The organism is Desulfosporosinus sp. HMP52, assembly GCF_000765145.1.
In the GTDB taxonomy this organism is placed as follows: domain Bacteria; phylum Bacillota; class Desulfitobacteriia; order Desulfitobacteriales; family Desulfitobacteriaceae; genus Desulfosporosinus.
Genome location: NZ_JMGA01000020.1, coordinates 88,917 through 110,429 on the forward strand (window position 1 = coordinate 88,917; position 21,513 = coordinate 110,429).

Annotated in this window: 23 protein-coding genes and 1 other RNA gene; 19 read left to right on the forward strand and 5 right to left on the reverse strand. The window is 39.7% G+C overall.

Going from position 1 to position 21,513, the window contains the following annotated elements; genetic code table 11:
• The first annotated feature begins 61 nt into the window (after positions 1–61).
• Complete coding sequence (gene lgt, locus DP73_RS09000; RefSeq protein ID WP_034598963.1) at positions 62–853, forward strand: prolipoprotein diacylglyceryl transferase; 792 nt, start codon at positions 62–64, stop codon at positions 851–853.
• A gap of 25 nt (positions 854–878) precedes the next feature.
• Here lgt and DP73_RS09005 read toward each other — a convergent pair whose 3' ends face one another.
• Both DP73_RS09005 and DP73_RS09010 read right to left on the reverse strand, forming a co-directional pair.
• Positions 879–1,319, reverse strand: a complete 441-nt coding sequence (locus DP73_RS09005) for a formylmethanofuran dehydrogenase subunit E family protein (protein ID WP_034598964.1) — start codon at positions 1,317–1,319, stop codon at positions 879–881.
• A gap of 199 nt (positions 1,320–1,518) precedes the next feature.
• Positions 1,519–1,890, reverse strand: a complete 372-nt coding sequence (locus tag DP73_RS09010) for a TIGR04086 family membrane protein (RefSeq protein ID WP_034598965.1) — start codon at positions 1,888–1,890, stop codon at positions 1,519–1,521.
• Positions 1,891–2,039: 149 nt separating this feature from the next.
• Between DP73_RS09010 and panB the strand changes: the two genes are divergently transcribed.
• From panB to DP73_RS09025, 4 genes are all read left to right on the forward strand, one after another.
• Positions 2,040–2,873, forward strand: coding sequence for a 3-methyl-2-oxobutanoate hydroxymethyltransferase (gene panB / locus DP73_RS09015; protein WP_034598966.1), 834 nt, complete (start codon positions 2,040–2,042; stop codon positions 2,871–2,873).
• 215 nt (positions 2,874–3,088) lie between these two features.
• Entirely contained in the window at positions 3,089–3,544 is a 456-nt protein-coding gene (locus tag DP73_RS09020; RefSeq protein ID WP_034598967.1) for a hypothetical protein, read from the forward strand.
• A gap of 51 nt (positions 3,545–3,595) precedes the next feature.
• A non-coding RNA gene (gene ssrS / locus DP73_RS22470) (6S RNA) lies at positions 3,596–3,777 on the forward strand.
• A gap of 296 nt (positions 3,778–4,073) precedes the next feature.
• Positions 4,074–4,694, forward strand: a complete 621-nt coding sequence (locus DP73_RS09025) for a histidine phosphatase family protein (protein ID WP_034598968.1) — start codon at positions 4,074–4,076, stop codon at positions 4,692–4,694.
• 75 nt (positions 4,695–4,769) lie between these two features.
• Here the strand turns inward: DP73_RS09025 and DP73_RS09030 are convergent, their stop codons facing one another.
• Positions 4,770–5,792, reverse strand: coding sequence for a phosphatidylserine/phosphatidylglycerophosphate/cardiolipin synthase family protein (locus DP73_RS09030; RefSeq protein ID WP_034598970.1), 1,023 nt, complete (start codon positions 5,790–5,792; stop codon positions 4,770–4,772).
• Positions 5,793–5,932: 140 nt separating this feature from the next.
• Here DP73_RS09030 and DP73_RS09035 point away from each other — a divergent pair, with 140 nt between their 5' ends.
• The 10 genes from DP73_RS09035 to surE all read left to right on the forward strand — a co-directional run bounded on the left by DP73_RS09035 (position 5,933) and on the right by surE (position 14,850).
• On the forward strand, positions 5,933–8,239 hold the full coding sequence (locus tag DP73_RS09035; RefSeq protein ID WP_034598971.1) for a M28 family peptidase: 2,307 nt from the start codon (positions 5,933–5,935) through the stop codon (positions 8,237–8,239).
• Between the two features lie 65 nt (positions 8,240–8,304).
• Positions 8,305–8,544 carry a YkuS family protein gene (locus DP73_RS09040; protein WP_034598972.1) on the forward strand — a complete coding sequence of 80 codons (240 nt, stop codon included), beginning with the start codon at positions 8,305–8,307 and terminating at the stop codon, positions 8,542–8,544.
• Between the two features lie 208 nt (positions 8,545–8,752).
• Complete coding sequence (locus DP73_RS09045) at positions 8,753–10,030, forward strand: class I SAM-dependent rRNA methyltransferase (protein WP_034598974.1); 1,278 nt, start codon at positions 8,753–8,755, stop codon at positions 10,028–10,030.
• Between the two features lie 64 nt (positions 10,031–10,094).
• On the forward strand, positions 10,095–10,544 hold the full coding sequence (locus tag DP73_RS09050) for a Fur family transcriptional regulator (RefSeq protein ID WP_034598976.1): 450 nt from the start codon (positions 10,095–10,097) through the stop codon (positions 10,542–10,544).
• 227 nt (positions 10,545–10,771) lie between these two features.
• Positions 10,772–11,938, forward strand: a complete 1,167-nt coding sequence (locus DP73_RS09055; protein WP_034598977.1) for a tetratricopeptide repeat protein — start codon at positions 10,772–10,774, stop codon at positions 11,936–11,938.
• A 185-nt stretch (positions 11,939–12,123) separates the two neighbouring features.
• Positions 12,124–12,501, forward strand: coding sequence for a 6-carboxytetrahydropterin synthase QueD (gene queD, locus DP73_RS09060; protein ID WP_034598979.1), 378 nt, complete (start codon positions 12,124–12,126; stop codon positions 12,499–12,501).
• A 34-nt stretch (positions 12,502–12,535) separates the two neighbouring features.
• A complete protein-coding gene (locus tag DP73_RS09065; RefSeq protein ID WP_034598981.1) occupies positions 12,536–13,267 on the forward strand; it encodes a 7-carboxy-7-deazaguanine synthase QueE in 732 nt (243 codons plus the stop codon).
• 36 nt (positions 13,268–13,303) lie between these two features.
• The gene (folE, locus tag DP73_RS09070; protein ID WP_205623376.1) at positions 13,304–13,876 is read left to right on the forward strand and encodes a GTP cyclohydrolase I FolE; all 573 of its coding nucleotides are present in this window, start codon (positions 13,304–13,306) and stop codon (positions 13,874–13,876) included.
• A 16-nt stretch (positions 13,877–13,892) separates the two neighbouring features.
• A complete protein-coding gene (locus tag DP73_RS09075) occupies positions 13,893–14,084 on the forward strand; it encodes a YpmA family protein (RefSeq protein WP_034598983.1) in 192 nt (63 codons plus the stop codon).
• A gap of 13 nt (positions 14,085–14,097) precedes the next feature.
• Positions 14,098–14,850 carry a 5'/3'-nucleotidase SurE gene (gene surE, locus DP73_RS09080; RefSeq protein ID WP_034598984.1) on the forward strand — a complete coding sequence of 251 codons (753 nt, stop codon included), beginning with the start codon at positions 14,098–14,100 and terminating at the stop codon, positions 14,848–14,850.
• Positions 14,851–14,951: 101 nt separating this feature from the next.
• Here the strand turns inward: surE and DP73_RS09085 are convergent, their stop codons facing one another.
• The gene (locus DP73_RS09085) at positions 14,952–15,176 is read right to left on the reverse strand and encodes an alpha/beta-type small acid-soluble spore protein (RefSeq protein WP_034598985.1); all 225 of its coding nucleotides are present in this window, start codon (positions 15,174–15,176) and stop codon (positions 14,952–14,954) included.
• A gap of 114 nt (positions 15,177–15,290) precedes the next feature.
• Here DP73_RS09085 and DP73_RS09090 point away from each other — a divergent pair, with 114 nt between their 5' ends.
• On the forward strand, positions 15,291–15,554 hold the full coding sequence (locus DP73_RS09090) for a hypothetical protein (protein WP_034598986.1): 264 nt from the start codon (positions 15,291–15,293) through the stop codon (positions 15,552–15,554).
• A gap of 5 nt (positions 15,555–15,559) precedes the next feature.
• Here the strand turns inward: DP73_RS09090 and DP73_RS09095 are convergent, their stop codons facing one another.
• Entirely contained in the window at positions 15,560–17,104 is a 1,545-nt protein-coding gene (locus DP73_RS09095) for a polysaccharide biosynthesis protein (RefSeq protein ID WP_034598988.1), read from the reverse strand.
• Positions 17,105–17,297: 193 nt separating this feature from the next.
• Here DP73_RS09095 and iadA point away from each other — a divergent pair, with 193 nt between their 5' ends.
• From iadA to DP73_RS09110, 3 genes are all read left to right on the forward strand, one after another.
• Positions 17,298–18,464, forward strand: coding sequence for a beta-aspartyl-peptidase (iadA, locus tag DP73_RS09100; protein ID WP_034598994.1), 1,167 nt, complete (start codon positions 17,298–17,300; stop codon positions 18,462–18,464).
• A 142-nt stretch (positions 18,465–18,606) separates the two neighbouring features.
• The gene (fusA, locus tag DP73_RS09105) at positions 18,607–20,625 is read left to right on the forward strand and encodes an elongation factor G (RefSeq protein WP_034598997.1); all 2,019 of its coding nucleotides are present in this window, start codon (positions 18,607–18,609) and stop codon (positions 20,623–20,625) included.
• A gap of 258 nt (positions 20,626–20,883) precedes the next feature.
• On the forward strand, positions 20,884–21,459 hold the full coding sequence (locus DP73_RS09110) for a TetR/AcrR family transcriptional regulator (protein WP_034599003.1): 576 nt from the start codon (positions 20,884–20,886) through the stop codon (positions 21,457–21,459).
• Positions 21,460–21,513: the final 54 nt, after the last annotated feature.

Here is a 21,513-nt window from a genome sequence, read left to right on the forward strand (position 1 = left end):
CTTTTTACGTGAGGGCAGGTTCTTCTTTTTGAATTATTAGGTTGAATATAGGGAGGAAGTCATGCATCAGTATTGGTTTTTTATTGGTGATTTTCCTATTCGGGCTTATGGGACAATTTTTGCTTTAGCGTTCATCATTGGGGTGGGGCTTACACTATACTTTGCCAAAGCAGAAGGACGACCGGAATTAATAGACACATTTATGGATTTAGCGCCGATCTTACTTCTATCCGGTATTTTGGGAGCCCGCTTCTGGCAAGTGTTTTTTTTCGACTGGGGATATTATAGCAAATATCCCAGTGAAATCATCGCCATCTGGCATGGAGGGCTATCTATTCAGGGGGGCGTTGCAGGAGCGCTATTAGCTGGTGGAATCTATGTTTGGCGGAAGAAACTATCCTTTTGGGAACTTGCAGATATTGCTGCACCGGGACTTATATTGGCTCAATCAGTTGGCAGGAATGCCAATCTTATGAATGGAGACGCTTTTGGAGGGCCAACGGGCGGAGATTTTGGGATTCTTTATCCCATTGGCACGATTGCGCGAAACACCTTCGGAGACCAACCCCTCTGGCCTGCTGAAGTGTGGGAAGGTCAAGTTGACATCATTATTTTTGCCTTGCTTGTTATTTTAAAACTAAGAAAATGGCCTTCAGGTATGATATTTTTGTTATATATGGTTTTGTATAACCTTGCTAGATTTTTCCTGGAAGGTTTAAGAGGAGATAGTCCTAGGTTTTTGTTTAACTGGACAGCCGCGCAATGGAGTAGCATGGCGGCAGTTTTTATTGCTCTGCTGCTATTAGCTTGGAGGATATGGAAGGATAAGAAAGTAGAAGTCCCTAAGGACTAATGTCTAATTCTATTAATTTAATTATTTAGGGTTGAGGTTTGTGTTTTACTTCGCAGAATTGTGTCTCTTCAGTCCCAAGAATTATCTTTATCGCTTCTAGGGTCTTAGCTTGGCGTTCACGGCTGCTTAAGGATTCTACAGCCTCAGTTACCTGCTCAATTATTTCTGATCTTACAGTGATTTGTAACTCTTCAGCACTGTCTTTAGTCTGAAAAACATAGCTATGAATATTCTGTTCTACAACAAATAGATAGTTTCGCCCATAGGTAGCTCGGTTTATAATTTGAAAAGCATCGAGTGCACAGGAATGGGTATAGGCAGTAACTTTAATCAGTGGCTCAATTATCTCAGAAACTCCTAATTCTCGATTAGCAATTTGGGCTACTCTATAGCCTAAAGCTATTTCGGCACAGGTATGTCCATGGAATTCTATGACTTGTTCCCAAGGCGTTTTTTCGATGCACATGGCCTTTCCTCCTAAACAAACAATTCTTAATATACTAATTGTATATCCTTAAGGTTCAAATGAAAAGTTAGTAGCGAAATTGTTCTGGGTATCCGGCAGGAATTTTTGAATATAAGTAGAAAAATATAAACAATAGAGAAGAGGGAAATCTCACTATGAGATTTCCCTCTTCTCGCAAGGCAAGTTTTTAAATAGTAAACTACGATTGAGGGAACAGAACTCCAACGATTCCACCAATCCCACCTGTGAGAAGTGCCACAATAGCCTTCTCAGCTATTTTGAGCCATGCTGGGGTGTCGGACCAGAAAACGGAGGAAATGATCAATACCAAAAGAATAAATCCCACTCCAACAGATATTCCGTAGTACAAACCCCTAGTGCCTGCTTGGTAGGCTGTGATAAAGGCTGAAATAAAGACGCTTGCCCCAAAAATAATGTTGATTATCAAATTGGATTCCGGAAGAGATGTAAGGGAAAGTAGAATACCAAAAACGAGAGAGAATACCATTGCTAAAATCGAGGCTATAAGAATACCTTTTAAAACTAAGCTGATTTGAAAGGATTTTGACATGGGCTTTTATCCCTCCTTTTGTACATCTAGACAGAGGCAAGGCCTGATTATTGAAAGCTAGTTAATAACTACCTATGCCAGAGTCATGCGGGGTATGACTGAAAATTTGTTTTTAACATCAGATTTATAAATTTAGGGAGGTAAGCACTATGAGAAAAACCATTCCGGATTTTGAAAAAATGAAAGAAATCGGTGAAAAAATTAGTATGTTGACAGCCTATGATTATCCTTCAGCGCAGTTGGTTGAAGAAGCTGCTGTCGATATAATTCTTGTGGGTGATTCTTTGGGGATGGTTGTTTTAGGGTATGATTCGACTGTTCCGGTCACTATGGAAGAAATGCTGCATCATACTAAAGCAGTTCGCAGGGGAGCTCCACGGACCTTTGTCGTTGCTGATATGCCTTTTATGAGCTACGCTACGGTAGACCTAGCGATTCTAAATGCTGGACGTCTAATTAAAGAAGGCGGCGCTGATGCTGTTAAGCTAGAGGGAGGAGTAGATATCCAACCAATCGTTGAAACTCTTACTCGTGCTGGAATTCCGGTTGTTGGACATATTGGTTTGACCCCTCAGACAGCCTCACAGCTTGGAGGGTTTAAAGTTCAAGGTCGTGACCTGGAAAGTGCAACTCGGCTACTCAAAGATGGCTCGGCAATAGAGCGGGCAGGAGCTTTTATGATTGTACTTGAAGCGATACCAAGGCAAGTTGCTGCACAAATTTCCCAAGAGTTAAAAATCCCGACTATAGGTATTGGCGCTGGTGCAGAATGTGATGGACAAGTTCTTGTCTTTCATGATATCTTAGGGCTTTTCAAACGGTTTACTCCTAAATTTGTAAAACAATATGCGGAACTAAGAGCTGAAAGTGTACTAGCAATAAAGCAATACGGAGAAGAAGTAAAGTCAAATCTATTTCCCTCAGATGAACATACCTTTGGATTGTCAGACGAGGTAATCCGAAAACTTTATGGTGATAAATAATTTCCGAATAGATTATTGAAATGATTTAATCTGGCTACTTCTAATTTGTAATTGTACAAGTGGAAGTTAGGTAGAGTGATAAATAATAATTATAGTTAATAGTTCAATTAAAATTAAATATTAACAATATTCAGTATAGCTTTTTTCCATAAATTTGATATAATAAAAATGATTTTTAAGTTATGTTACTCTCGTTATGGAAGGATGGACTTGCATTGAGATTAAAAGAAAAAACTCATCGAAAATTTGTCGAATTTTTCGAGAAGATTTCTAGTATGTATCAAGGAAAGGATTTTGAATTAGCATATTCAGATATTCAACGTGAAACTGGAGCAGCAAGTGTAACTTTAAAGCGAGCTATTCAGGCTTTAGCTGAAGATGGAGTGATTGAAGTTCAGTCGGGACGAAATTCTAGATACGCTCGTTTTCGCTATTTATTAGCAACCCAAGATATTGAGGAAAATCCACCGAGCAATACACCAACAGAACCAGAAGATATCAGCGAAGAAATTCCTCACCGTGGAGGAGCACTCGAATCTATGACGGAGGAAGTAGGTGAATTATCGTTACTGGTAGATCATCTGAAGCGTCGAGTTCGTAATCAAGAGATGGCCATAGCCCTACTTCAAGATCGTCTAGCTGAAGTTGAAGACAAAATACGTAAACATTAATTTCCAAGGATTTGCTAGAGATTTTTTTGAACAGTAGTGTTATAATATGTACATATCCTAGCTGGTGCGTATAGACTACCATGGTTTTGATCCTATTATGTGACAAGGGAGCTAAATGTCGGATTATTACAACAAGCCCTCTTTGAGGAAGGGAAGTTGGAAAGTTCGAACTAAGCACCCACCTGCGAGAGCAGGGTCAGAAACCTGGAGTCTTACGGCAAGTTGGGGAAGGGTAGGGAAATAATCCCTGCCCTTTTCAGATTGAAGACTGACTTATTTGTCAGGAGATTTATCCGATGACTACCAGCCGTAAGACTCCCATCTTCTATAAGTACGAAAGCATCCAGTGGATGCTTTCGCCGAACCGCAAACTACACAGAACAACTTTAGCGGTGAGGATGAGATAACGGCTGCTACGTCCCTGGATAAGTTCTTCTAAGCTTCAGATGGAGTAAGTATTCCTCTTAGGCAAACTCCATCTGAAGCTAAGAATCACTTGATACTGGATAGCTTATAAGGGGTTGTAGTTATGACAAGAATAATTCTAACGCGACATGGACAAACCTTATGGAACATCGAAGGACGAGTTCAAGGCAGCTTAGATTCTCCCCTCACTGAAAAAGGAATACTTCAAGCGAGGTCTTTAGCTCTGAGGTTAAAGGACGAGGGAATTAATCATATTTATGCAAGTGATTCTCTTCGAGCAATTAACACTGCTGAAGAGATTCGAAAGGGAATTGGACTTGAAAAAATATTATCGGATCCAGCTTTGCGCGAGTTTTCCTTTGGAGATTGGGAAGGTTGCATTTGGCAAGAGTTAAGGGATAGGAATCCTGATATATTTAAGATATGGGACTCAGAGCCACATCTGGTAACAACACCTGGCGGAGAGAACATGGAGCTTGTGACAGACAGAGCCTGGAATTTCTTACAACAGATCATTCAAATACATCAAGGCCAAACTGTATGTCTGGTGACTCATGGACTAACCCTAAAACTTATAGTGACTAAAGCAATGGGTTTTGCGGTTCACGAATGGGCTAAAACACCGTGGCAACATAATACTGCACTTAATATCTTAGAAGTTGAAGGAGATCAATGGAGTCCCTTAATTATTGGAGATTGTCAACATTTGGATGGTTTAGAGTAGAAAAATTACTTAAACTTAAAAAATCTAAGGGCAGACGCCGAAGCGTCTGCCCTTAGATTTTTACTCCGGGAATTTCTACTCGGAGCTTTTTTCCCAATCCATACTAAACATCGTGACTAGTTTGTTAGTGGCGACCGGGGAAGGAACGGTAATAGAAAATTCATGATTAGCTAGAAAGGAATAACGTGTCCAACCAGAACTGCTTAACACAAATGCAGTACTATCAAATAGTGCTAAGTTTAGCCCCAGCTGACTTTGACTGGGGTAATAACGTATTTTAACTCCGCTCAATGACAACTCTTCCAGAGTAACTGGGGTTTTAGTAGTCAATGAACGATCAAGAATAAGACGAACGTCACATCCTTTAGCTGCGGCGTCTATCAATGCTTGCTTCAGGTCTGGTTCCGTAACTTCAGTAGTCTCGATCCAAATGGATTTTGTGCTGGAGGAAATATGATCAAGAAGTTGCTGCCGGACGTTAGCATTGGTTGCTAAGATAATATTATCTTCCGGAAGTGAGGACGTTTTTGAGACATCTAAGGGTAAGGTTGTAGTGAATGCCCAATCTTTTGAAAACAGTGTGGCTGCTTTCCATGCAGATCTTCCGTTTAATTCAACCGCCAGATCGTGTGCTTGAAAGCCTTCAGCAGTCCAGGTAGGGCCGTAGATGAGAGCTCGCCTATGGTCAATAATGAGGTATTTAGTATGATTAATCTGTCCTTTTTGGGCTGGGTAAAACTGAACTGAGACATTTTGGCTTTTCAATTGATCCAAGGTAGTTCGATTGGCCTTTTGCCACTGATCTAAAAGAATACGTACATCGACACCAGAACGTGACTTAGCTATGAGCAGTTGGATGAGATTTGGGTCATCAAAAACTGCCTGCTCTACATAGATTGATGATTGAGCCGATTCGATAAGTCTAACTGTCTGATTATATATGGAGTCTTTGTCAATAAATAAGGCTTCAGCTGGCAGGTCGGATATTGCTATTTCTTCAGGGAAAAGGTCAGGTACTTTAATTGTACATCCGCTTATAAATAGAATGTTGAAGGTTAGTAGAAGGAAAATCGAAATAATGGAATTCCTCTTTGGCATGCGCATACTTCTCCCTGGAAAATATTATGACTTCATTATACCATAGACCTCTTATTGGTTAAAACCATTGTAGGCATAACCGTAAGAAGTTTTTCATAAGAATTGGCAAAGTGAGTTTGAAGTTCGAAGGGGCATGAACTATGAAAAAATACAGATTTATAGTAATTATCTTAATACTGGCGTTAGGATTATCTGCTTTTTCGTGGTCGGTTTCTTCAAAAACTGATTCGAGTTCGGTTCTAAAGAATTCAATACCTGGGTTTTCAGCAGATAATGCGTATGAACATACAAAGCATCTAGTACAAAAAATTGGACCACGACCGGCAGGCAGCAAGTCAGAATTAAAGGCCGCTCAATATATTGATTATGTTCTAAGACAAAATGGGTGGAAGGTACGGGAGCAGCCCTTTAGTAAAATTGTTGTACGAGAAGCTTCTGTACTGCAAAGTGAACAACAAGTTGAACTAATTAGCAGTCAGAATATTATCGCTGAATTGCCTGGAAAACGGCCCGATACAATTATTGTCGGAGCTCATTACGACTCGGCAACTGTAAATGCTCCTGGTGCAGTGGACAATGCTTCAGGTGTTGGTGTTTTATTGGAACTTGCCAGGGTGCTTAGTCAAGAGTCCCACGAAGAAACCTATCAGCTTGTCTTCTTCGGAGCTGAAGAGTATGGTCTTGTTGGTTCACAGTTCTATACATCTCAAGCAGATTTATCCGCTGTTCGTTGGATGCTTAATATAGATATGGTTGGAAGCCCTCTGGAAATTGATGTTGCCGGTAAAAAGTCGACCCCGCCGAATTTAATCAAGCAAGTGGTATCCTTGGCAGGCGAAAGCGATATTCCTTTTCATCTTAGTCGAGATTCGATAATCATGACTCGTGAGAGTTCACAAGGAGGAACAAGTGATTACAGTCCGTTTTTAGACCAAAACATTCCTGCAGTTGGTCTAGGTATATATGGTAGACCAGAAGGGTATTTCCATCGACCGGAAGATGGTCTTGGTCAAGTATCCTTGGAAGAATTTCAGAAAGTCGGAGACTTCAGCTATCGGTTATTGACTACAGTGGGGATGGACACTATAGGCCCCCATGAATGGGATGAATTCTATCTGCCGTTTCAATTAGGAAAACATGTAATTATTGTCCCCTCCTATGGAATACGAATTATTACAATCTTAACCTTCTTGTTAACTGTATTACTCTTGATTAAAATTTACAAGAATCATAAAAGGCAAAAGAATGCTTGGCAAAAAGTACTGGCGATAATAGGAGTTACATTAGTACTAAGTGCTATTGTGGTTATTACAAGCGGAATTGGTGAGGTACTGTGGGGACTAGTTAAAGAGGTGAAAATTCTATATGTTGCCTATCCTTTGATCTTTGTAATAGCTCGACTGGGTATTGCTCTGGCGGTTTTTCTGCTAATTGCTGGTTACTTACATAAACTACCTATTGTTCGAGATCCTCAGCTCTACTGGATTATCGGGGTGAGCTTACTTTTAGGGATTAGTTTGATCTTAGCACTTACACGTATTGACTTAGCATTTCCTTTTGTATTTTGGTTATTGTGTATGAACCTTCAGTTTTTATATCCCAACATTATCTTAATATTAATAGGCCCATATTTCCTTATTTCAATGCACTGGGAGCTTTTCAATTCCCACCAATGGATCAGTTTTTATCAAGCAATTCATAATTATTTTCCGGTGTTTTTAGTAATTTACAGTATTCTGCTAGTTCCTTTCTTCCTGTCCCTTTTCCACCTTGGGATTCCCAAGCCAAGTCTATTTAAAAAGATTTTGTTCGCAGTCCGTAAGCCTTCTTTAGGTGCCATTACCATATTAACCTTAGCTCTTGGAATGGTTCCTGTTTACACAAAATCTTATCCGCAGATAGCTGTTGTTCAGGAGGAATGGTCAGGACAGAGTGAGGGAAAGGTACATGTATATTCAGATGACCCCCTACCTGCAAAAATAATTCAAGATCTCGGGGGTCAGGAATCCAAAAGTATATATGTACCTATACTCAATGAAAAGCCGCCAATGAACATGGAATCTGCCTTGGTCGAAACAATTAAAAATGGCCAGCGAATTTTGGATATCACTCTAAGGTTAAACTATTCCCGGGAACCGTACTTAACTCGTATTAGACTGGAAAGCGATCAACCCTTTGAAGTACTAACAGATGAGTTCTTGCCAATGTCTAAGCTTCCGAGAAAACTAGAACTAAAAGGTATTCAGCACGTCAGCGGTAAGTACTCAATTGTTTTACAGAGAACCCCCCCACAGAGAAATCACATTCATTTGACCCTCGAAACCCAGGGGTTAATAAGTTGCTCTGTAGAAGCAATGTTTTCCGACCCCTCTCCAAGAATACAAATTCAACACGAATTATTATCGGTAGATTATCAGATATGGTTCAAGGAAAAGTATGATTTTTAAGAAAAGTAATGAATAGGTAAATTCTATTTGGGAATTATAAAGATAATTTGGAGGAGGGTGAGAAAATGTATACAACAATTGCTGTTGAAGATGGTCTGGGAAATGTTATTCAGGCTCTTCATAATGCTGGTTTTAAAACAACTCCTTTAGAAGGTCAGCCCTTTAACAATGTTAGGGCAGCTGTAGTTAAGGGAGATGGAACGGATATTTTGGCTAGTGAATGGTCTGAAAAAATGCCTGTAATCAATGCTTCAGGCAGAAGCGCCGACGAAATTGTCGATCTTCTTCGAGATCGTCTCTCATAGTTATTGACCAATTTCCACTGGGTTCTCATTTTCATTCCGTACCAATATCCGTATCCCCCATATCCTTCTCTGTATCGCGGATGGTATTAGAATTCTGGGTTAAAATGAAAGAAAAGAAAGCAAAAGCTTTCTTTTCTTTCATTTTCGAGGTATATTTTGAAGGATGCCAATGTCATATTATAGGGTAGATTGAAAGTGAGGGAGTATATTGTCGGTTCCGAAGGCGTATCTTAAAAAAAATCGCAAAAAGCGGCTTGAACATGGTCATCCTTGGGTTTTCCCAGGTGAAATTGAAAAGATAGAAGGGGATCCAAAAGGTGGGGATGTTGTACATATTGTAAATCATGTAGGACATTTTTTGGCCCAGGGGTTCTATAATCCACGGTCTCAACTTATTATTCGAGTTGTTAGTTACTCGGAGGAGCAAGAAATAGATCAGGAAATGTTTTATCAGAAGATTGAGCAAGCATGGAAGCGGCGACAGTGGTTAGTTCCAGAAGCCAAATCCTGTCGAGTTGTTCATGGCGAAGCTGATTTTCTGCCGGGGTTAATTATTGATAAATATGATGATATTCTGGTCGTACAAATACTTTCCTTAGGGATAGAAATCCGGCGGCAATGGGTTTATGATGCCTTGATGAAGATTTTTAAGCCACGCGGGATTTATGAACGAAGTGATGTCCCTGTCAGGAAACTTGAAGGACTGGAATTACGGGAAGGTTTTGTTAATGAGCCCTTTGATACTACGGCAACAGTGATAGAAAATGGAATAAAGATTTCGGTGGATGTCGCCGAAGGACAAAAAACAGGATATTTCTTCGATCAGAGGGAAAATAGAGCGGCCTTAAAACCCCTGATTACTGGCTGGGGACTTAAGAACGGTATAGAACTTAACGAGGAAGGTCTTCCTGTAGATCCCAAAGGGAAAGTAATCAAAAACCCCTTTTGGAATGGTGCTGAGGTATTAGATTGTTTTTCCCATACCGGCTCATTTATGTTGCACTCCTGTCTTTATGGAGCAAAAAAAGTGACCTGTGTGGATATCTCGGACAAGGCAATTGAAATGGCAAAAGGGAATGCTTTACTTAACGGTTTCTTACATAGGACAGAATTCATTGCTGCCAATGCCTTTGATTATTTACGAGAACAGGTAAATGCCAAAAGAAAATGGGATATTGTAATCTTAGATCCACCTGCTTTCGCCAAAAACCGTCAAGCAATTGAAGGAGCAGTACGAGGATATAAAGAAATAAATCTCCAAGGAATGAAATTAGTACGAAACCAGGGGATTTTGATAACAGCATCCTGTTCATATCATTTGAGTTCAGCTAGATTTTTTTCTATGCTACAAGAGGCTGCAGCAGATGCCCATAAAGTTTTGCGACTTGTAGAATTCAAACGTGCGGGTTTAGATCACCCGGTATTACTCGGCAGCGAAGAAACGGATTATTTAAAATTTGCAATCTTTGAGGTGTTTAACCGATAATTTGCAAGAAAATCCCTTGCAAAGGATTTTTATTACCATATAATAGGTATGAGGAGGGCTGGGAATGGAGGAAGTAAAAACTTTCGAAAACATATGCAATTTGTTACGCAACCGCTCCTATAAGTTAACCCCTCAGCGTCAAACAATTTTACAGACATTTCTAGAACACGTTGATCGACATTTGAGTGCTGAAGAGGTATACATGTTAGTAAAAAACCAAAATCCAGAGATTGGACTAGCAACTGTTTATCGCACCTTAGACATATTAGCGGAAATAGGAATTCTGCTAAAAAATGATTTCGGCGATGGGCGAAGCAGGTATGAGTTTAGCCGGAAAGACGAACATCATCATCACCATCATCTAATTTGCTTGGGTTGTGGAAATGTATCAGAATTCGATGATGATTTATTGGAGTCGCTGGAAGCTGTGATTATTAAGCGTAACCAATTTAAGATCTTGGACCATGATTTGAAGTTTTATGGATATTGTCATGAATGTGGAGAGGGGCATTAAATGCGCCTCTCATTTTTTTATTATAAGAGAAGGTTATGCAATATATTAAAGAACAGAAGTTAGAATCCTCAGAAAGTGACGAGTTTGCTAAGTTAAGGAAGATGATAATGCGAATTACCGCGTATTTGATTGGCATTTGACGTTCGATTCTTGTTCTAAATTAAAGGGGAAAACAATGTGAAAGGAGAACCTAAATATGGAAAAATAAGTAAAAAGGAGAGAAAACTATGGCTCTACCTATAGCCTCTAATAACAAGCAACAAAGACCCTCTCTTCAAAGTTCATATCTGTGGAATTTTCTCCAAGCCCGATGGCATCATCGCTTAGGGAAAACTGATGATGCCATCCAAAAGTGGGTGGAGCTACTAAATCGGGAATCTTCTAAGCCACGGTTAAAAGAAGTAGGTTATTTAATTGAGATTCAAGCACTACAAGAGGCTAGAGAATACCTAGAACAACTGGTAATTCACTCTGATGAAGAATTAGCAGAAATTAATTATCTTCTCGCAAAGTGTTATATCGGACAAGCTTTACTGCCCCAGGCCAAGGATAAGATTGAGCAAGCAATCAAGGTAAAACCACAGATTGCTAAGTATTGGGATTTGCTTGCTGATTGTAATTTAGAGCTGGGAGATTGGCGAGATGCTATTAAAGCCTTAGATAATTCCATGAGGGCTGCCCCTCAAAATGCAGAAACTAATTATCGATTAGGAATGATTTATGCTTTTCATGAAGAGTATCATGAAGCTCTAAGATGCTTTCAAGGGTGTTGTCAACTTCGCCCCCGAGAATCCTTGTATTGGGAAATGAAGGCTGAAATGCATTTACTTTTAGAACAACTGAAAGATGCCTGCAGTAGTTACGAGAAGGCGCTTCGCTATGGAGGAACCCCTGATTTAGCGGCTAGATTAGCCTATTGTTACATTCAAAATGGTGAGACTAAAAAAGGGATTCAGTACTATAAATATACTTTGAAATATGAACCGGATCATTATGATAGTTTAAGTAATCTGGCAGCTGTTTATCAAAACCTTGGACGTTCCCAAGAAGCATTAGTATTGCTGGAGCGGGCGAAAAACATTTACCCAAAGGATCCTATTTTGCTTAATAATCTAGCTTTTACATTGGTTCATCAGGGTCGTACCCGAAAAGCGGCTGAGTATTATCGAGAAGCATTAGAACTAACACCGGATCATCCTTTGATTCTCTACAATTTAAGTGTTTGCCTTACTCGAAAAGGAAACTGGCAAGAAAGTATTGAACTGATCAATAAATTACTAAAGATTGATCCTAACCATTCTGCAGGTTGGGCCTTGCTGGGAAATATTTATGACCAAATTGATCAGTCCGATGTTGCAATTGATTGCTTTAATAAGGCATTGAAACTTGCTTAAAAGAGATGGAGTAAAGTTTCTCTTTTAAGCAGAAGATAGAACACTCACTGGATAAGTGGGTGTTCTATCAACTTTTTCAGTGGAAGAAATAAATAATAGTAAAGAATTGATTTTTTGATATTTCATTTTCTTTTGTCAATAATAATGGTAAAATAAAATGTAATTTGTCTAATAAGGAGTACTAAATGTTTCAGGTATGTGTTCGGGCGCACTTTGATGCTGCTCATTTTATTCGAGATTATGACGGGGATTGTTCTAACTTACATGGTCATCGTTGGGATATTGAGGTTTGTATATCAGGTGAAAAGTTAGACCATTTAGGGATGCTGATTGATTTCAAAGAAATTAAGCAAGCAATACGAAAAGAAGTAAAATTACTTGATCATTGTTTATTAAACGACTTGACTCCCTTCGGTGCCAGTGGAGTTAATCCAACTGCCGAGAACCTGGCTCGTTACTTGTTTTTAAAATTCAAGGAGGCCTTGTCACTTCAGGAAAAGCGCTTAGCTTGGGTTAAAGTATTTGAGTCTCCTGATACCTGGGCCATTTTTGGAGAAGATTAATTCGTTGTTCAGTGGTAAGAGAGGTTTGTTTTAAATGTTAAAGTTGCCAGTAACCGAGGTGTTCTCTTCAATACAGGGTGAGGGCCCTTATGTCGGAGTCAGACAAGTTTTTCTTCGCTTGCCGGGCTGTAATTTAAAGTGTCCTTACTGTGATACTGTAACGACAACCCACCAAGAATTTCGTCTGGAAAGAAACCCAGGATCGGGAGAGTTTAGTGTTACTAAAAACCCAATTTCTATTGATACGTTATCACAGTTACTTCAGAAGTATAATTTTTCTCTTCATCATTCGATTAGTGTAACTGGTGGTGAGCCTCTTTTGTGGGCTCGTGAATTGAGTGAATTACTACCTTTGTTGAAAGAGAAAGGTATCAAGATATACCTTGAAACCAACGGGACTTTGCCTGAGCAACTCCTACAAGTTATGCCTTGGGTTGATATAATAAGTATGGATATTAAGATGCCATCTAATGATGATAATCTATGGGTTGTTCATAAATCTTTTTTACGCTTAAGTCTTCAAAAAGAGGTCTTTGTTAAAATCGTTGTTCAAGAAGATACTGAGCTTGTCGATCTTGAGTACGCTCGAGACCTAATTGCGGAGGTTGATCCGTTAATCCAAACAATTTTGCAGCCTGTAACAGCAACACGTGGAATAGTAACTCCAAAACCCTATCAACTTCTAAACTGGCAAAGTTTTTTTCTTCAAAAACTAAGAAATGTGAGGGTTATTCCTCAAACACATGTTTTTATGGGACAACTATAGTGAAAAACGATCACATAGAGAAAAGGAGAAAAAAGTATGGGGATGGATTTAGATAAGATTGAGCAAGCTGTTCAAATGATCCTAGAAGCCATAGGAGAAGATCCTGATCGGGAAGGGCTTAAGGATACACCGAAGCGTGTAGCGAGAATGTATGCAGAAGTTTTTAGTGGATTACATGAGGATCCAAGTCACCATTTAAATGTGCAGTTTTCTGAAGAACATGAAGAAATGGTAATTGTCAAGGATATACCTGTTTATTCAATGTGCGAACATCATTTAGTACCATTCTATGGCAAGGCTCATGTAGCTTATATCCCGAGAAAAGGAAAAATTACAGGATTGTCAAAGTTTGCCCGTGTGGTTGAAGGATTTGCCCGCAGACCTCAATTGCAAGAGCGATTAACCTCGGACATTGCTGACGCTATTGTGGCTAAACTTTCTCCGCTAGGTGTTTTAGTAGTCATTGAAGCTGAACATATGTGTATGACTATGAGAGGGGTAAAGAAAGCAGGATCGCAAACCTTAACCTCTGCTGTGCGAGGAATATTCAAGACAAACCCGATCACGAGATCAGAAGCATTTTCATTAATTCAGGGACACAGATGTTAGAAAGAGGTAATTTTGGGTGAATGACAATAATAACCCGTCTGATCGTCAAGGCAAAATTGAACTGATTGCCTCACAACGCTTGGGGGTCAATGGGGAGCTCTATAAAGTAGTAGATTTTCTTAATAAAAACCTTAAAGGATATCGTTTAATGTTTGGCTTAACAAAAAAAGAAGATAAAATGGTTATTTCTGTTTATGAAGTTGAGTGACCGGGAGGACCATATGCATATATTACTGACTAATGATGATGGATATCATGCCGATGGTATTCAATCATTGTATCGCAAACTACGCGCCCATACAGAGCATCAAATCTCTATCGTTGCTCCAGAAGGTCAGCGTTCGGCTACAGGACACTCCATAACCTTGTTTCATCCCTTGTTTATTACGGAATACGATCTTGAGCGCAATGAAAAAGGGTATGCAATTAGTGGAACTCCTTCTGATTGTGTTAAGCTTGCTATTCAGGGTGGGATTATTCCTAAACCAGATCTATTGATCTCAGGTATCAACCAAGGATCAAATTTAGGAACAGATATTTTTTATTCTGGAACAGTATCGGCAGCTATGGAAGGGGTAATTTTGGGAGTTCCATCATTCGCAGTTTCTGTAGCAAGCTTTGAGTTCGTAGATTTTGAGCCCTCTGCTATCTATATCGCCCAACACTTAGATTCCCTCATTCAGAGTAATAGGGCAGGTTTAATGAATATTAATTTTCCCGGTAAACCCTCGTCTGAGTGGCAGGGCTTAAAAGTAACCAGGCTGGGAAAGACTGTCTATGATAATGTCTTTGAACGCAGGATTGATCCTCGAGGAAGAGCTTATTATTGGCAGTGTGGGGAAAGAATAAGAGATCTTGAAGAAGATACTGATCTAAGAGCGATTCAAGATAACTATATTTCTATCACCCCAATGCATAGCGATTTGACAGATTTTAAGAGTCTTGAGTCTTGGAAAAAATTATTTACCCATTAACTGTTTCCTCTTCAAAAGGGTATAATAAAGGAGTACAGATATATTCTCTGTACTCCTTTAACCATTTATGGTTAATTATCTATATTGTTATAAAATCTATTTTAAGGATTATTATTGAGAGATTCTTTAGCTCTTCGAATCATAGTTTTGACCATGCTTCCACCAATTCTGCCTCCTACATGACCACACTCTCGTGAAGTCATATTCTCCCATCCTTGACTTTTTATCTTATTGCTTAAACCTAATTCTTCGGCAATTTCCCATTTAAATTGATCTAAGACTGCTTCTGGCAAAATTCCGCTGTTTTTATTATTTCTACGACTCATATTTTACATCTCCTCTCAAATCTTAACTCGAGATTAGTATTAACAGATGTTGAGAAGTTTATTGTACATAAATAATGGTTAGACAATTCGTTTTTACTAATGGAGGAAGCTTTAATGATAATTGGAACATTTATTTTCTACTTTGTGCTGTTTATAATCATTTTTTCCTATCCGGGACTAAAACAGAAGGATAACTGTAATTCTAAATCAGTTCTTAAACTATTAGCTATACCTGCTCTATTGGGACTTGGTATGGTGTTTTTAACGGTCATCAAAGTATACTTTATTTATAAGATCTTTGCCTTAATAGCCCTTTTAGTGATATTTGTTTTGACATATTGGCAATGGGGAACTCAAATCGCCCGTTGGTGGAAGTGAAATATCTAGAGAGGTAGATATTTGCCTATCCAGGGAAGTCGCCTTAGATCGTTAAAGGAAACCCCGCCATTAAAGAGCAAGATTATACCATAGATCACTATTCCAACCAGAAATTCCAAAGGATATCCGATTACATTTCCCCTGAAAAATGGATCTAAGAATTGAAATACAAGTAGCATTCCTACTCCTGCAAAAATTGGTTGGAGAACAAAACGTTGAAGGTCTAAAGGCATTCCCGTATACCTTGAAATAGCCAAAAGATTAAGAACCGCCATGATAAAGTAACCAAGTACATAAGTCCAAGCCGTCCCGCGCAGTCCCCATTGGGGAAGACCTGTAAGGTAGATTAATGCCGGGATGCGAATAATCGCCGCAACGATGGAATGGATCACGGGGAGCTGAACCTTCCCTAATCCTTGGAGAATTCCCGTTGTGGTTTGCTGTATATAGGAGCATATGCCCCCTAAGGCTAAGATCTGTAGAATTGGTGCTATCGCTGAACTTTTAAAAAACGCAGTAAGTGGATGAGAAAAATAGAACAAAATAATTAGACAAGGAATGCCAATAAGGATTGTCAAGCGAATAGCTTCAGCGCTGCGAGCTCGCACAACATTGAGCTGGCGTCTTGTTGCGGCTTCTGATATGGCAGGTACTAGTGAGGTTGCTAAGGCAAAGGTAAAAACACTCGGAAAGGTCAATAATGTAAAAGCTGATCCGCCAAGCTGACCGAATAAGGTTACTGCTTCACGGGCAGAATATCCGGCTGCTTGAAGTCTGAGGGGAATAATAATCGCGTCTAGGGAAGATAAGCCTGTAGCAAGCAATCGGCCAAGGGTTACTGGGTATGCTAATTTCCAGAGACTCTTTAATATTTCGCGAGATGAATAGGTTGGCGATGAGTTATCCTGTGAAACTCTAGATTTCGATCGTTGATATTGGAAAACGATAGAAAGCAATCCGACTAATTCGCCGGCAAGCATCCCTAATGCCAAACCTGCTGCTGCCCACTCTACACTATTTTGTAATAGTCGCAAAGCCGCTGTATAACCAATTGCTACCCGAATAATTTGTTCGAAAATCTGGCTCACAGCTGTAGGAACCATGTTCTGTAAGCCTTGAAAGTAGCCTCGAAAGACTGAGGAAATAGAGACAATAAAAATCGCGGGAGTACAGATGAGAAAAGCGTTAATTACTCTTGGATCAGAAAATATTCTTGTTGCAAGATAAGGAGAAAGGAAATAGAGGACAATTGAAACAATTGCCCCAGAAAAACTGAGCAGTACAAGAGATAGTCGTAAAATGGATTGAGCGTTGGAGAGACGACCAAGGGAAACTTCCTCAGAAACCATTTTAGCAATTGCTAAAGGAATACCTGCAGTAGTAATAACAAGAGCAAGCATGTAAATAGGAAAAACCATATTAAATAAACCATAGGCTTCCCCACCAATATTGGTCATTATCAAATATTGGTAAGCGAAGCCCAACAGGCGGTTAAATAAGTTGGCTACTAAAAGAATAGCAGCTCCGTAGACAAAAGTCCTTCTCGCCATATGACCCTCCCAAATCTGAGTTATATATATGACTATGCTTAGAGAAAAAAAGAAATGCTTAGGTTTTTTTCTAGAGAACCTCTCTGAGGTAAAGGAATTTAACATATTATGAAGAAAATGTTAATGAATGTTAATTCTTAGAGAATATCAATCTAACATTGGGGCACTATACCTCTTGGGAGGGGGTATTAATTTGTGGAAACTCTTAAAAAACGCTAAGCTTTATTGTCCTAACGTTTCTGCGGAAACTGATGTCTTAATTGTAGGGACTAGTATTGCTGCAATCGGAAAAGATCTAACCCTTCCTGATTTTGTAGATGGAAAAGTGATCGACCTTCAAGGAAAAGCATTAGTGCCAGGTTTTATCGATGCCCATGTACATATATGCGGAGGAGGAGGAGAAGCGGGGCCGGCCTCCCGTACTCCTGCACTCCAGCTTTCGCAGCTTACCCGTGCGGGAACTACTACAGTCGTAGGTTGTCTGGGTACTGATTCCATATCACGATCTATGGCTGAACTGTTAGTTAAGGCGAATGCCCTTCAGGAAGAAGGGTTAAGCACCTATATCTATAGTGGGGCTTATCATGTGCCTATGAGAACTTTATTGCCAAGCCTGGAACAAGATTTGGTATTAATTGCCAAGGTTATAGGAGCCGGAGAAATCGCAATTTCGGATCATCGCTCAGCTCAACCTCAAATCAGCCAACTCCAACATTTAGCTGCTGAGGCCCGAGTGGGTGGCATGCTGGGTGGCAAGGCTGGAGTTGTACATATACATCTGGGAGAGGGAAAGCAAGGCTTAAAGCCAATATGGACGATACTGGAGCATACAGATATTCCTATCATTCAATTTGTTCCAACTCATATTAATAGAACCCGCACTTTATTAGATCAAGGGATTCAATTTCTCTTAGCGGGAGGAAATATTGATCTTACGGCAGGCTGCGACGATTTTTCAACTGACCTCCGAGTGCCTGCGGTTTTAAGAATGCTGCATGAGCGCTATTTGCTCAATGATCGAGTCACTGTAACATCCGACGGTAATGGAAGTATGCCTCGTTATAACGACGCAGGAGCGCTTATTGGCATGGGAGTAGGATCAGTAGAAGTACTATGGCGGGATATTAGGACGGCGGTTTTAGAAGGCCTTCCTTTAGATGTCGCCTTAAGAACAATTACAGCAAATGTAGCAAATACACTTTGTCTAAAGAATAAAGGGATGATTCGCGTTGGCTATGATGCTGACCTAGTAGTTTTAAATAATGACCTTGAGGTTGAAGCTGTCTGGGCCCTTGGAAAGTGCATGGTGTTCGACAAACAACCCCAAGTATGGGGAACTTACGAACAAAGCAATTTATAATAACTAACATGAGAATACTTGCTCCACTCTAATCAATAGATTAGTACTAATCTGGGATCTGAGACATTATAAACTCCGGTTATCTGTTGCGAGTAAAAGGCTGTGACCTTTTTCTTAAATAACAAATCAAGGAGGAATCGTCTTGAAAACCTATGACACTAAACAACTTCGCAATGTTTGTCTAGTTGGGCACGGCGGAGCAGGAAAGACTTCCCTGGCGGAAACCTTTCTCTTTAATTCAGGTGCGATCAATCGTATTGGCAAAGTTTCTGAAGGAAACACAATCTCAGATTATCTGCCCGAAGAAGTAAAACACAAGGTGTCAATAAGTACGAGTCTTATTCCATTTGAGTGGCAAGGTGTTAAAGTAAATGTCCTTGATAGTCCAGGTTATTTAGATTTTTTAGGTGAAGTAAAGAGTGCCTTGCGCGTGGTGGAATGTGGAGTGCTGGTGCTTTGCGGAACAGCTGGGCTTGAAGTTCAAGCTGAAATAGCTTGGGGTCTGATGGAAGAACAAAAATTACCTAGGATTATTGTTATTAATAAACTAGATCGTAAGAATGCTAATTACCACAAGGTCTTGGAACAACTCAAAGACGCTTATCCTCAGGCCCGACTTGTTCCTGTTCAAATTCCCCTAGGGCAAGAATCCGGTTTTACGGGACTCATAGACATTCTGGATAACAAAGTCTATGAATATGACTTGGACGGCAGTGGGAAGTGCTCAATTAAAGAAGTTCCGGATGAGTACAGGGAGGAAGTTGATCTTCTAAGAGAGCAATTGACAGAAGTAGTTGCAGAAGCAGACGATGAACTACTAATGAAATATCTGGAAGGAGAGGGGTTGACCGAGGCAGACTTACAGAATGCTTTGCAGCTAGGGTTAAAACAAAACCTTGTGATTCCCGTGCTCTGCGGTTCTGTGAGCAGGAATATTGGGATTTCAAAGCTTATGGACTTCCTGGCAAAATACGCTCCAGCACCTGAAGTAGTCTCGGAAACATCAGCCCTTGTTTTTAAAACCTTAACGGATCCGTATGTTGGGAAGATGTCTTACTTCCGTGTTTATGGGGGGAAAATCAAAGCCGAGTCCTTAGTCTATAATTCAAGTCGTGATGTAGAAGAAAAAATTGGACAGCCGTTCTATCTTAGAGGTAAAACCCAAGAGCCTATCGGGTCCGTGTGTGCCGGAGACATTGCAGTTATCGCAAAGTTGCAAGAGGTAAAAACTGGAGATACCTTATGTGGAAAAGAACACCCTCTAAGGCTTGAAGGGATTGATTTTCCCATTCCTACTCTGTCGGTAGCTATCCAACCCAAAACTAAAGGGGACGAGGATAAGCTTAGCAGTGCATTATCACGCTTGCTTGAAGAAGATCCGACGATAATAAAAACTAAAAACACAGAAACAAAAGAGTTGATTTTGACAGGGTTAGGAGAGATGCAAATTGATATTCTCCAAGAAAAACTTGCCAGGAAGTTTGGAGTAGAGGTTGCGTTAAAAGTCCCCCGAGTTCCCTATCGTGAAACGATTCGTAAAGCAGTTAAAGTTGAAGGAAAGCATAAAAAGCAAACGGGTGGGCATGGTCAATATGGTCATGTATGGATTAACTTAGAGCCATTAGAAGGAAATGACTTTGAATTTACAGAGTCGATTTTTGGCGGCGCAGTTCCCAAACAATATATTCCGGCGGTAGAAAAAGGAATTAGAGAAGCAATGGCCGAAGGGGCAATGGTAGGATATCCTGTAACTGACATCAAGGTTACCCTTTGTGATGGCTCATATCATGCTGTAGATTCTTCGGAAATGGCCTTTAAGCTCGCGGCGATTATGGCTTTCCGTAAAGGTGTAGAGCAAGCCAAACCCACCTTGCTAGAGCCGGTTGTTGAAATTGAAGTGCGCGTTCCTGAAGCTTTCATGGGAGATGTAATTGCTGACCTAAATGGGAAGAGAGGGCGAGTGTTAGGAATGGATAGCAGTGGAAAAACACCTTCTATTCGAGCTCATGTACCGCAGGCTGAAATGATGCGCTATGCCATAGATTTAAGAAGTTTAACTCAAGGAAAGGGTTCATTCACCATGAGCTTTCTTAGATATGAAGAAGTCCCCAGCAAGATAAGCGAGGCATTAGTCAATCAATTAAAAACCGCCAACAATTAATAGAAAGATACAATAGGGCTGGAAATTAAAGTTCCAGCCCTATTGTTGTGTGGAAATAGAAGTTCCTCTTTTTATGAAATGTATTAGATACTCGTTTTTATAAAGATTTTGGACAGGAAATAATCTTTTAGCTAGAGAACTGAATACAAATATAGGAAGCAGTTCCATCATGATGATGGATTGAAGTTATTTTAGAAGAATGATAAAATACACATGTTAGTAAGAACTAACATTATACTACATTGATTGGAGGACACTATGTGTACTACTGAAGATAAAATAATTGATGCTGCAATTGTCCTCTTCTCACAAAAAGGCTATACTGCTGTAACCACTAAAGAAATTGCCAAAGAAGCAGGCGTTAGTGAAATGACCCTCTTTAGACACTTCGAAAACAAGCATAATTTATTTGAAAGAGCATTTGATAGATTTGTTTTTACCCCGAAATTTATTGCTCTTTTTGAAAACCTAGAATGGAATTTAGAACGAGACCTATTCAATATATGTTCTTCCTACCAAGATGTATTAAAGAAAAACCAAAAAATCATCTTGATGCACTTAAAGAATGATGAATTTAATCCTCAATTTGAAAAAATGTTATTGAAGTTTCCAAGTGAGTTTAAGAATCTATTGCGCAGTTATTTCGAAGAAATGCGGAATAGAGGTGTCATAGTTGAGAACCCGGAAACCTTAGCCGTTAGCTTTTTAGCAACTAACTTTGGCTTATTTTTCACATCATTAGTAATGAGCAAGCTTACATTTAACACGGATCTTCAGACATGCATTTCAAATTATGTTAAAATATTTACAAAGGGCATAAGCCTTCAAAAGTAATGAGGTCGCACGCACACTATTAACTAGAATGTTCACCATAAATTGTGGAGGAAG

Excerpts from the sequence above, each read along its gene's own strand:
- lgt (WP_034598963.1), top strand. The coding sequence starts at position 62 with ATGCATCAGTATTGGTTTTTTATTGGTGATTTTCCTATTCGGGCTTAT.
- DP73_RS09005 (WP_034598964.1), bottom strand. The coding sequence starts at position 1,319 with ATGTGCATCGAAAAAACGCCTTGGGAACAAGTCATAGAATTCCATGGA.
- DP73_RS09010 (WP_034598965.1), bottom strand. The coding sequence starts at position 1,890 with ATGTCAAAATCCTTTCAAATCAGCTTAGTTTTAAAAGGTATTCTTATA.
- panB (WP_034598966.1), top strand. The coding sequence starts at position 2,040 with ATGAGAAAAACCATTCCGGATTTTGAAAAAATGAAAGAAATCGGTGAA.
- DP73_RS09025 (WP_034598968.1), top strand. The coding sequence starts at position 4,074 with ATGACAAGAATAATTCTAACGCGACATGGACAAACCTTATGGAACATC.
- DP73_RS09030 (WP_034598970.1), bottom strand. The coding sequence starts at position 5,792 with ATGCCAAAGAGGAATTCCATTATTTCGATTTTCCTTCTACTAACCTTC.
- DP73_RS09035 (WP_034598971.1), top strand. The coding sequence starts at position 5,933 with ATGAAAAAATACAGATTTATAGTAATTATCTTAATACTGGCGTTAGGA.
- DP73_RS09040 (WP_034598972.1), top strand. The coding sequence starts at position 8,305 with ATGTATACAACAATTGCTGTTGAAGATGGTCTGGGAAATGTTATTCAG.
- DP73_RS09050 (WP_034598976.1), top strand. The coding sequence starts at position 10,095 with ATGGAGGAAGTAAAAACTTTCGAAAACATATGCAATTTGTTACGCAAC.
- DP73_RS09055 (WP_034598977.1), top strand. The coding sequence starts at position 10,772 with ATGGCTCTACCTATAGCCTCTAATAACAAGCAACAAAGACCCTCTCTT.
- queD (WP_034598979.1), top strand. The coding sequence starts at position 12,124 with ATGTTTCAGGTATGTGTTCGGGCGCACTTTGATGCTGCTCATTTTATT.
- DP73_RS09065 (WP_034598981.1), top strand. The coding sequence starts at position 12,536 with ATGTTAAAGTTGCCAGTAACCGAGGTGTTCTCTTCAATACAGGGTGAG.
- folE (WP_205623376.1), top strand. The coding sequence starts at position 13,304 with ATGGGGATGGATTTAGATAAGATTGAGCAAGCTGTTCAAATGATCCTA.
- surE (WP_034598984.1), top strand. The coding sequence starts at position 14,098 with ATGCATATATTACTGACTAATGATGATGGATATCATGCCGATGGTATT.
- DP73_RS09085 (WP_034598985.1), bottom strand. The coding sequence starts at position 15,176 with ATGAGTCGTAGAAATAATAAAAACAGCGGAATTTTGCCAGAAGCAGTC.
- DP73_RS09090 (WP_034598986.1), top strand. The coding sequence starts at position 15,291 with ATGATAATTGGAACATTTATTTTCTACTTTGTGCTGTTTATAATCATT.
- DP73_RS09095 (WP_034598988.1), bottom strand. The coding sequence starts at position 17,104 with ATGGCGAGAAGGACTTTTGTCTACGGAGCTGCTATTCTTTTAGTAGCC.
- DP73_RS09110 (WP_034599003.1), top strand. The coding sequence starts at position 20,884 with ATGTGTACTACTGAAGATAAAATAATTGATGCTGCAATTGTCCTCTTC.